This window comes from Trichocoleus sp. AS-A1, assembly GCF_039962015.1.
Classification (GTDB): domain Bacteria; phylum Cyanobacteriota; class Cyanobacteriia; order Cyanobacteriales; family FACHB-T130; genus FACHB-T130.
This window is the reverse complement of the sequence record NZ_JAMPKG010000049.1, coordinates 24796-34863: the sequence shown is the minus strand read 5'-3', so window position 1 is coordinate 34863 and position 10068 is coordinate 24796. Positions and strand designations below refer to the sequence as shown.

The following is a 10068-nucleotide window of genomic DNA, read 5'->3' as shown; positions in this document are numbered from 1 at the left end:
CAATTTCTTGGTGAATTTGGTCTGTGGATTAATTGCCTATTGCCATCAGCCTAAGAAGCCCTCTCTCAATATCAATGCGTTTTTCCTCCCTTCGGCTTAACCCGAACTCAGGTGATACTAGAATTCGTCTGGAGCTACACCTACCATTATTGCTCCTGAAGGCAAAATACCCGACTTCGAGGGAGAAGCCGGGTATCCAAACCGCAAGCATCTGACAACTCTAATCGGATTACTATAGAGGCGCAAAAACTTAAAGCGGATTTGCCAGAAAATAAGAGAGAAAAGAGAAGCAAATTGCGGCTCATCTACTCCCCAAAAAAACGCGAACTGACAAGTCAGCGCTTCGCTATCGCTCTATTTCCTCACTTCACGCTAATTCTTGTCTGAAGCCGAATCCCGCTTCAGCTTAGGAAAGCGGTAAAAGGTATCTCCATCAGCATCTACTTCTGGCAGCACCCCAAACATCTGCACCTGACGATCCAGGTATTCCTTCGCTAATGGGACATCTACTCTTGCTGCTGCTGTCAATTGAATGAGCGAAATACAACTATTTTGAGCTTCCAGCAATTGATAAAAAGCATTTTCTAGTTGCATCTGCTGCTGTCGTTGCTGGGAGGTACTGTAAACAAAAAAACCCGCCATCACACTGACAGTGATGACAAAAATTACCTCAATAATTGCCATAAATTTCCTAATTTTATAGCAGAGAGGGTGGGCGATCGCGCAATGCTGGCATTGCCGTCCCACCCACCCTATTAATAGCTCTTTATCGCCCTGTGATGTTTATGCGGCTTGTGGCTGGACTAAATTCTCCACGCCCTGGATTACTTTAGCCGAGACAATCTTGTCGCCTGCATCGAGTTTTTCCAGAACTTCTTTGCCTTTCGTTAAATAGCCAAAAACTGAATATCTCCCATCCAACAGGTTACGACCGGCTGGGGTTAGTTCTGGCTCAAACAGGAAGAAAAAGAACTGAGAAGAACCGCCGTTGGGTTCTGTTTCCGGACGAGCCATTGCTAAGGCACCATAAGCTGAGAAAGGAAGCACAGGTAGGTCGAGGTAACGCCCCGCGTCTTCTAAGGTAATGCCATAGGTGGGTTCTTTGTCCCCTCTCGCCAGCACTTCTAACGGAACCGCCCGGTATTTGCCAGTTTCTGGGTCAATAAACCCCTGATCTGGGCCGGGAGGATCTCCCACTTGCAGCACGTAGGAGTCTTCGGCGCGGACAAATTCTAGCCCGTTATAGAAACCACGCTGGACTAAATCCACAAAGTTACCCGCAGTCACGGGCGCACTGTAACCGTCTACTACTAGGGTCAGGGGGCCTTTCTCTGTTGTCATTTCTATGGTGGCGCGTCCCTTGAGTTGAGGCAGATTACTGTAGGCTGAGGGCACCTCGAAGGGGAATCCCGGCACCATTAGCTCTTCTAGCTGACCCACGAGATCGAGAACGTTGCCCCGTTCCGCCTGAGTTTGTTCTTTATCTTTGGCTTCCACGGTTTCTCGAAGCTTCCCGAATTGGTCTTCTATCTTCGCAATTAGGGCTTCTGCTTGAGATTTTTGCGACGGAGAGACGCCCGCGAGCAAGTCGGAGGAGCGATCGCTTAAAATTCGAGATGCCTTGCTAACATCGCTGGCGATCGCACTCCAACGCTTACTTCGCAGTTGTATGGAAATATCTTCTAAATCGGCTTGCATTTCCCGCACTGCTTGATTGTCAATGGGTAGGGCATACCGTAACAAAGCTTTACCATCTGTGATGGCATTTCCCGATGGCAATCCACTATCACGGGCAGTTTTGCCAGAATCCCACCAAGCAGCGCTGAGTCCTGCTGAGAGTGTCATCATCAGCACTACTAAGACGCCTGTTAAAGCCAAGCGTTTGAACCAATCGAGCGTGGAACGGTTTGAATCAAGCATAAATTAATTCCTGCATGCTGCTTTCCCGACTGCGGTTGAAGCTTTCACGCTTACCAAAAACTCCATTTTTAATCTTGCCACACGGGTGTCCCGACCCAGCGACATTAGACGCAGCCGATCGATCTACGAGTAATAGGAAGAACCTCCGCTCGCGGTAAAATGAGGTGCCGATTGTTCTCCCCTAGATAAAGATTCATGATTTCGAGTAACGACTTTAGAACTGGCGTCACCATTGAATTAGATGGAGCTGTGTGGCGGGTAGTAGAATTTCTCCACGTTAAGCCAGGGAAAGGAGCTGCGTTTGTCCGCACTAAGCTAAAAAATGTGCAGTCAGGCTCCGTTGTGGAACGAACCTTCCGAGCCGCAGAAACGGTGCCCCAGGCAAATCTGGAAAAGCGCACGATGCAGCATACCTACAAAGAAGGCGACCAGTTCGTGTTTATGGACATGGAAACCTATGAAGAAGCAAGCCTGAATGCGGTTCAGATTGGCGATCGCGTAAAGTACCTTAAGGAAGGCATGGAAGTGAACGTCATCAGCTGGGGCGAGCAGATCATGGAAGTGGAACTGCCCAACTCCGTAGTGCTGGAAGTGACGCAAACCGATCCCGGTCTCAAAGGCGATACCGCCACTGGCGGCTCGAAACCCGCAATCGTGGAAACAGGTGCCCAGGTGATGGTTCCCCTGTTTATCACGGTCGGAGAGCGGATCAAGATTGATACCCGTAGCGATACCTATCTGGGTCGAGAATAATGCAAAAGTTTTTAGTCAGTGGTCAGGGGTCAGCGGTACAGAAGAAACAACCAACAACCAACAACTGACACTGACCTTGAGACGAGATTTACCCTTGTCTCTACCAAGCAACAATTAATCCCTGACTACTGACATCCTTTTTCTCATGTCCATAGACTTCAACGATCTCCGTGAACTGCTGGCAGCGATCGCGCAAACCGATATTACAGAGTTGACACTCAAAAGCGCTGATTTTGAACTCACCGTGCGGAAAGATCCGCGCGGAGGTTTGCCGGTCTTGCCACCCGCCCTGGCAGGGAGTGGGAGTCCCGAAGTCTCGGCTCCCCCCTCCCAGGCATCTCCGTCCATGCCGTCCAGCCCGAACTTAGAGGCGGTGCCACGAACTGCCCCGCCGACCACTGCTGGTTCTCCCATTGATAGAAGACTCGAAGATGTCAAATCACCGATGGTGGGGACGTTTTATCGCGCTCCCTCACCGGATGATTCTCCATTTGTGGAAGTGGGCGATCGCATCCGTACCGGACAAACCGTCTGCATCATTGAGGCAATGAAGCTGATGAATGAAATTGAAGCCGAGGTGTCCGGTACGGTGATAGAAGTTTTGGTTCAAAACGGCGAACCTGTTGAGTATGGTCAACCGCTGATGCGGATTAACCCCGAATAACTTTAGCGTTTGTCAACGTTGCGCGGAGGCATCTGCCATGAATCGCCCAAAAAGTTTATTTCCAAAATTTTTCTATTTTTGGAGTAAACTTTTTTGTATAATTTAATTGTCTAAAAAATTCCTTCTAAATAATGGAAATATCGATTAATTTTGCTAAATACGCATATTTCCATTATTTAATTCTACGAAGTTTCCTTTAAGAAATCGTATCTAAAGTTACCCGGTTTACAATATTAATCAACAAAAGAAATTTAACAATTACTAAATAGTTATTAACCAAAAAACATCATATATAATCAGGATGAACTATCATTTCTGGTTAGTCTCATGCGACAAGCTTTGTCTGTACCACCAGAAGTTGTACAACAACTTGCAGAGTATTTCAGCATCTTGAGCGAACCAATGCGGTTGCGGATTTTGAACTTCCTGCGCGACGACGAGAAATGCGTACAAGAATTGGTTGAGGCAACACAAACCAGTCAGGCTAACGTTTCTAAGCATTTAAAAGTGATGCTGCAAGCCGGTATCCTGAGTCGCCGCAGCGAAGGGACATCGGCTTATTACAAAGTGGAAGATGAGTTGATTTTTGAATTATGTAACTTAGTTTGCGATCGCCTTGCCGCTCGGATTGAACAGCAAGCCCGTCACTTCCGTGACTTTAGCTTAAGCGCGAGAAAGTAAACAAAGCCCTATAAATCAAAATTTTTCTCAAAGTTTTGGCGAGTCAGAGGCTGATTGAGTTCCAACCCTTCACCGCCCAAAACTTCCAACCTTTTTCCCTCTACATCAATCCAAACATTGGTATTGGGATTGATACTGGTGGCTGTATAGAGGATTTGCGCCACGCGACCTGTCATCGAGGCACTACCGCCACCAGCAGTAAATTCTTGGGACAAATCTACGTGAACACCATCCTCCCGAACATCCAGATTTCGTAGCTGCGTTCCCTTGGGAATCGTGCTGCTGTAAGCCGGATCGTTCGGGCCTGCCAACAAACGATTGAACGCACCTTCTAGAATGTTCTCAGACTTAACTCCTGCCTGTATTTTGACCGGAGCGGGCACCACCTCAATCTTGCTACCACTACTCTTGAGCCAGTAAACTTGAACCGTCTTCTGACTAGATAGTTGCTGAGCGGACGGCTGCACAGAGGGTTGCACAGATGGCTGCACAGACGCCTGAGGCGAAGTAGTCGGTTGGATAGCCGTAGCTGATGGTGTTGGTGAAGAGTCTCTCTTTGCTGCCTGTTGTTCCCCTGGGCTACAAGCCGCCAAAGCCATCGCCAAAACACTAACGGCGATGCCAATCCCGATTCGACGGCCTGGTTGTTGAATTTTCATATCAATTTCCCTCCTTAAAATTTATTTGGATGCTGGTGAGGAGGTTTTGTTGAGGAATACAGTGAAGACGAGCGCTGCTCCGGATAATTCTAACGCGGCGTAGATGCGGAAGCTGTGTCTGGCTTTTCTACCCTCACAAATGCAGCTAACTCTAGTTGTTCCTGATTTAAATCTAATTTTAGGAGTCGGGCAGCAATCCCTCTATCTTCCAAGGTGCGTAGATCCAAGCGGCTATTGAGACCGGACACGAAGGAGGCAACCAGGAGGGGTGGCACTGGCATCCCATTGACCAAGACATTTGGCTCGATCAATTGCAACTGATGCTCAGACACGATACCTAGCCCTGATTCCACCGAGACAACCAGTTTATCTGCATTTTCCGGCTCCTGCAATTCCAACTGGAAACGCAGCCGGTTATCTCCCAGAAATTCCACTTGAGGATTGACAAACTCATAGCGCTGAACCAGCATATCAGCGTTGCTGCCAAGAATGCGGCTTCCCAGTTTACGCAATTGAGCGCTAACGGCGGGTGACTGTAAAGCTTGATTAATATCTTGCTGGGTAATCACCAAACGCACCCCAGCTTGTAAAGGTTCCTTCAACAATTCGGTCGGTCGCACTCGCTTCTGCCGGAGACGCGCCACATCCAGGTTAATGGGGTCGGTTTCTATTTCCAGCTCTGCAATCCGGAATTCTGGCGTTACCCACAACCCTCGCCCACCAATCCGCACTCGCTCAACTTTTCCTCGCACGATTTGGAAATTTGGAGCATTGTCAACGCGGACTTGCAACTGCTCCACTTTATCAAACCGTGAACGAATGGCATTTGCAGCGATGCGGTCAATGGCAAAATTAACAGGGGAAACGAGAACAAGCAAACCAGATAAAAAAATTGCTATAAATTCCATAGTTGTCGCTTAAATTTTCTGGTGCACAATTACGTGATTTTCTAAATTCACGCGCACAGACGCAAAGTTTTTAGGAGTGATAAAAGTGATAAAAGCGCCTTGGCATCAAATGCTCATCCAAGGGTTTTTTGAAGCGTAAAGGCACAAAGACACAGAATGAGAACCTCGTGTCTTTGTGCCTTTGGGGTGAATTGTTATTGATTTAAAGCAGCATCAATCCGCTGCTTTAAAGTGGTCGCGACTTCCTCCACAGGAATTTCCTGAGATTTGCGAGTCGCCCGTTCAACGACTTCCACTTTACCGCTATTGAGCGATCGCCCGGTTACGATTCGATAGGGTATCCCGATTAAATCGGCATCTTTGAACTTTACTCCCGCTCGTTCATCGCGGTCATCTAAAAGGGTTTCGATTCCCGCTTGATTCAGCTGGGTGTATAGTTTTTCGGCAACTTCCACTTGTTGGGCGTCGCTGGTGTTGGGAACTGAGATGATGACGTGATAGGGCGCGATCGCAACAGGCCAGATAATTCCATCTTTGTCATAAGATTGCTCTACGGCTGCCTGCGCTAACCGCGAAACACCCAGACCATAACAACCCATTATCAGGGGAATTTCCTCACCTTGTTCGCTGGTGTAAGTGGCTCCCATTGCTTGAGAATACTTGTTACCTAGCTGGAAAATGTGCCCCACTTCAATGCCACGGGCAGTACGGAGTGTTTGAGCGGGATCGTGAGTTGCGCGATCGCCCGGTCGTGCCTTGCGGATATCTACGACTCCTTCTGGTAACTTAAACTGCTTGCCCCAATTAGCACCGACAACATGGTATTCCAAGTCGTTAGAACCTGTGACGAAGTTTTTTAGCTCGACCGCAGTTTTATCGACAAACCGCAAAAACCGGGGAGCTAAATTTTTAGCCGAACAGATGTAATCGTCTGCAATGTCGGGGGCGATATAGCCCAAAGGTAGAGGTCTCGTCGCCCACAGTTGCTGAAGCGCCGCCGCTGGAACCTCTACAGATAGCACTGTTTTGGCTTGGTATTCCGGTGCCAATTTTGTCAGAGCGTTGTGCAACTTTACCTCATTAACTTCTTGGTCGCCCCGGATACTAATCAGTACCAGCACCGTCAAGCCGTTGTCATAAACTGCCTGGTAGAGGACGTTTTTCACCACTTGAGTCGGCGAACACTTGAGGAATCGACAGAGTTTATCAATGGTATCGGCGTCCGGCGTCTTCCGCTTCTCATAAGTGTTAAACGGAGATGGTTCGATGTCAGCAGGTAAAGAAACCGCTTTTTCCACATTGGCGGCGTACTTGCCATCTTCGGTGTAGAGAACTTCATCTTCCCCGGCTTCAGCCAGTACCATAAATTCTTGAGAACCAGACCCCCCAATCGCACCGGAATCAGCTTCTACAGCACGGAAGGCTAAACCAGTCCGGCTTAACATCTTGCTGTAAGCATGGTGCATATCCTGATAAGTTTTTTTCAAGCTTTCTTCATCGACGTGGAACGAATAGCCATCCTTCATGATGAATTCCCGTCCTCGCATCAAACCAAATCTTGGGCGAATTTCATCCCGAAACTTAGTTTGAATTTGGTAGAGGTGCAGAGGCAACTGGCGGTAGGAGCGAATCATATCACGAGCGATCGCTGTAATCACTTCCTCATGCGTTGGCCCCAGCCCCAGTTCCTGCTCTCGGCGGTCTGTCAGGGCGAACATGATCCCTTCAGCTTTGGTATAAGTATCCCAGCGCCCCGACTGCTGCCACAATTCAGCGGGTTGTAGTTGCGGGAGTAGACACTCTTGTGCGCCGGTTGCATTCATCTCTTCCCGCACAATCTGAGAGATTTTTTGCAACACCCGCCACATGAAGGGTAAATAGGCGTAGATACCGCTCCCGATGCGACGAATGTAGCCTGCACGGAGCAGTAATTTATGGCTGGGGATTTCCGCTTCCGCCGGTTCTTCCCGCAGAGTGACAAAAAACATTTGTGACAGTCGCATCGCTGGTTCCCTCTACAGATTGGATAATCGATATCTCAGTTAAGTCTAGAATGTCCACAAGTTCACAAGAAAACCACTTTGCCCGATTTAATGAGTGCGGCTCAGCCTCCTCTAGAATTTATTCCACCGGCGCTCAACCCCCTGGTTTTACGAGCCGCCCAACAAGTGCTACCTGGCTGCATACGTTCCCAAACAGCGATTACCCAAATTCAAGCAGAAAACGTTGAGATTTTAGTCGATTTATATCGCCAATTTCAGGATGGGAAGATCCGCTTTATGATGGCATTTCGCCATCCCAGAGTTGAAGATCCGCTGTGCATGAGCTATCTGCTTTGGAAATTAGTACCGCGGCTGGCACGAGAAAAGGGTATCTCACTACAGCACCCGATTCATGCCCACTTTCTTTATGACCGAGGGATTCCTTTATGGGCGGGAGCGCACATGGGCTGGCTCTATTCTCGCTTAGGTGGTACCCCTATCCATCGCGGTAAGGCAGACTGGATGGGATTGCGTTCGGCGCGTGACCTGTTTACCAATGCTCGGTTTCCGATAACCGCTTCCCCAGAAGGAGCCACCAATGGTCACAATGAGATTATCAGCCCTCTAGAACCCGGAATCGCACAATTAGGCTTTTGGTGTGCTGAAGATTTGCAGAAGGCTGGACGAGGGGAGCAAGTTTTAATTGTGCCAGTGGGCATTAAATACCGTTACGTCGAAGCTCCCTGGAAAGAGATAGAAAAGCTTTTAGGCGAATTGGAAGTAGCGAGCGGTTTGCCAGAAGGGAAGTTGAAGGGCGAACAAGAGTTGAAGGGTGAAGGTTTGAATTCATCTGCTAACCTGCAACCTTTCCAAGCTTCTCTCTACCAGCGGCTGTGTCGTCTAGGCGAACATTTACTCTCTTTGATGGAGGAGTTTTACACTCGGTTTTATCATCAAAATTTGCCAACTGTAGAAGCGTCACAGAACAATGCGAATGAAGCTTTGGCGATTCGACTTCAAGCACTACTGAACGTGGCGTTAAAAGTGGCAGAAGAGTATTTTAACCTGCCATCCAAGGGAAGTGTGATTGACCGTTGTCGTCGTCTAGAGGCGGCTGGCTGGAATTATATCTATCGAGAAGACCTGAAGAATATTAAAGCGCTGTCTCCCTTAGAACGCGGATTGGCGAATCGAATTGCTGAGGAAGCCAGCCTTCGGATATGGCATATGCGGTTGGTAGAAACTTTTGTAGCCGTAACTGGACAATATGTTCTAGAAAAACCAACCGTAGAGCGTTTTGCCGAAACTACCTTACTTTTATGGGATATGGTAACTCGAATCAAAGGCAGCAATCCCTTCCAGCGTCCTCGATTAGGTAAGCAACGGGTAGAGATGAGTGTAGGGCAACCCATCTCGGTTTCAGAACGCTACCCAGTCTATCAGGCAAATCGCCACGGTGCGAGACTTGCAGTAACTGATTTGACTAAAGATTTGCAACACGCGATGGAAGGTTTGATTGCTTCGGCTGGATGAAATCCCCAGTTCTTAAATAAGTTGGCTCGTAAAAATCCGCAGGATGGCATTTATAAAATCTTGCGGATCGCGAGTAATAATTTCATCCAAATTATTCATAACGGCTGTACTCAGGACAAACCCAATTAATTTTTGCAATAAATGCTGAAAAAGAATTTCAGCGTTGAGTTTCCTGGTGTTTCCCCAACCTGCGAAAATCTCCAAGTTTATTCCGTCCGGCTACTGAATAGCCAATGACGACTTCTCTGCTTACGTCTTCCTTTAGTTAGAAATCTTGTGACATCTTTGCCATCTTATTGATGGATTTCTAATGGGGATCATATCTGTCTCTAGCGGGGTTAAACTTACATGATTTATTCGTTAATTTTCTTTAAGTAAGTGAAAACCTGTTTCTTGAACAAAAGAGACAAAGCAATTATTAATTTTCTGGAGGGTTAAGTATGACATCAGGCACTTTACACGCATACGATCAAGGTAAACAAGCTTTTCAAGGCATGGATGTAGACCAGCAGCTTGCCGTGCTGTGGTTTGTGTACACCAAGATGGGTAAATCTGTTACACCAGCCGCTCCAGGTGCTTCTGGTTCTGAGATTGCTCAGGGATTGTTCAATCAAGTTAAGGAACTATCCCATGAAGAACAGCTGCAAGTTCAGCGTGACATTGCTTCTAAAGCGAATACACAAATTAGCCGCGAATATGGTTCTCTGAGTCCAGAAACCAAACTAGCGTTTTGGTACTTTTTAGCGCAAGGAATGGATAGTGGTACCATCATTCCGATGCCTTCTAACTATGAACTTTCCCAAGCTGGAAAAGACTTGCTAGCGAAAATTGAAGGAATGGACTTCCAGCACCAAATCGATTTTCTACGCGGTGCGGTGCTACCGATGGGTGCTGAGGCTGCTGGGGGTTCTGACATCTAGAAAGAATATTTAATTTCCTGTTGAATTCCTCCTTTATACCCCCGCTAT

At 47.7% G+C, this 10068-nt stretch carries 11 protein-coding genes and 1 pseudogene; 6 read left to right on the top strand and 6 right to left on the bottom strand.

Going from position 1 to position 10068, the window contains the following annotated elements; genetic code table 11:
* Positions 1–100: pseudogene (locus NC994_RS24960) on the top strand (IS982 family transposase); the annotation flags it as partial.
* A 272-nt stretch (positions 101–372) separates the two neighbouring features.
* Here the strand turns inward: NC994_RS24960 and NC994_RS24955 are convergent.
* Together NC994_RS24955 and NC994_RS24950 are read right to left on the bottom strand one after the other, a co-directional pair.
* Entirely contained in the window at positions 373–684 is a 312-nt protein-coding gene (locus tag NC994_RS24955; RefSeq protein ID WP_190440436.1) for a hypothetical protein, read from the bottom strand.
* A gap of 99 nt (positions 685–783) precedes the next feature.
* Positions 784–1920 carry a peptidylprolyl isomerase gene (locus tag NC994_RS24950; RefSeq protein WP_190440433.1) on the bottom strand — a complete coding sequence of 379 codons (1137 nt, stop codon included), beginning with the start codon at positions 1918–1920 and terminating at the stop codon, positions 784–786.
* 195 nt (positions 1921–2115) lie between these two features.
* Here NC994_RS24950 and efp point away from each other — a divergent pair, with 195 nt between their 5' ends.
* From efp to NC994_RS24935, 3 genes are all read left to right on the top strand, one after another.
* The gene (gene efp, locus NC994_RS24945; RefSeq protein ID WP_190440430.1) at positions 2116–2673 is read left to right on the top strand and encodes an elongation factor P; all 558 of its coding nucleotides are present in this window, start codon (positions 2116–2118) and stop codon (positions 2671–2673) included.
* A gap of 145 nt (positions 2674–2818) precedes the next feature.
* Complete coding sequence (gene accB, locus NC994_RS24940) at positions 2819–3337, top strand: acetyl-CoA carboxylase biotin carboxyl carrier protein (RefSeq protein WP_190410538.1); 519 nt, start codon at positions 2819–2821, stop codon at positions 3335–3337.
* A 327-nt stretch (positions 3338–3664) separates the two neighbouring features.
* Complete coding sequence (locus NC994_RS24935; RefSeq protein ID WP_190410537.1) at positions 3665–4018, top strand: metalloregulator ArsR/SmtB family transcription factor; 354 nt, start codon at positions 3665–3667, stop codon at positions 4016–4018.
* 8 nt (positions 4019–4026) lie between these two features.
* On the opposite strand, the gene NC994_RS24930 is transcribed toward NC994_RS24935, so the two are convergent.
* The 3 genes from NC994_RS24930 to NC994_RS24920 all read right to left on the bottom strand — a co-directional run bounded on the left by NC994_RS24930 (position 4027) and on the right by NC994_RS24920 (position 7588).
* Complete coding sequence (locus tag NC994_RS24930) at positions 4027–4677, bottom strand: GerMN domain-containing protein (protein WP_190440428.1); 651 nt, start codon at positions 4675–4677, stop codon at positions 4027–4029.
* Positions 4678–4766: 89 nt separating this feature from the next.
* Positions 4767–5585 carry a DUF2993 domain-containing protein gene (locus NC994_RS24925; RefSeq protein ID WP_190440425.1) on the bottom strand — a complete coding sequence of 273 codons (819 nt, stop codon included), beginning with the start codon at positions 5583–5585 and terminating at the stop codon, positions 4767–4769.
* A 194-nt stretch (positions 5586–5779) separates the two neighbouring features.
* Positions 5780–7588, bottom strand: coding sequence for a proline--tRNA ligase (locus NC994_RS24920; protein ID WP_190440422.1), 1809 nt, complete (start codon positions 7586–7588; stop codon positions 5780–5782).
* A 78-nt stretch (positions 7589–7666) separates the two neighbouring features.
* On the opposite strand from NC994_RS24920, the gene NC994_RS24915 reads away from it, so the two are divergent.
* Positions 7667–9100, top strand: a complete 1434-nt coding sequence (locus tag NC994_RS24915; protein ID WP_190440419.1) for a 1-acyl-sn-glycerol-3-phosphate acyltransferase — start codon at positions 7667–7669, stop codon at positions 9098–9100.
* Positions 9101–9112: 12 nt separating this feature from the next.
* Here the strand turns inward: NC994_RS24915 and NC994_RS24910 are convergent, their stop codons facing one another.
* On the bottom strand, positions 9113–9304 hold the full coding sequence (locus NC994_RS24910; RefSeq protein ID WP_190440416.1) for a hypothetical protein: 192 nt from the start codon (positions 9302–9304) through the stop codon (positions 9113–9115).
* A 236-nt stretch (positions 9305–9540) separates the two neighbouring features.
* On the opposite strand from NC994_RS24910, the gene NC994_RS24905 reads away from it, so the two are divergent.
* Positions 9541–10020 carry an orange carotenoid protein N-terminal domain-containing protein gene (locus NC994_RS24905; protein WP_190440414.1) on the top strand — a complete coding sequence of 160 codons (480 nt, stop codon included), beginning with the start codon at positions 9541–9543 and terminating at the stop codon, positions 10018–10020.
* The last annotated feature ends 48 nt before the right edge of the window (positions 10021–10068 follow it).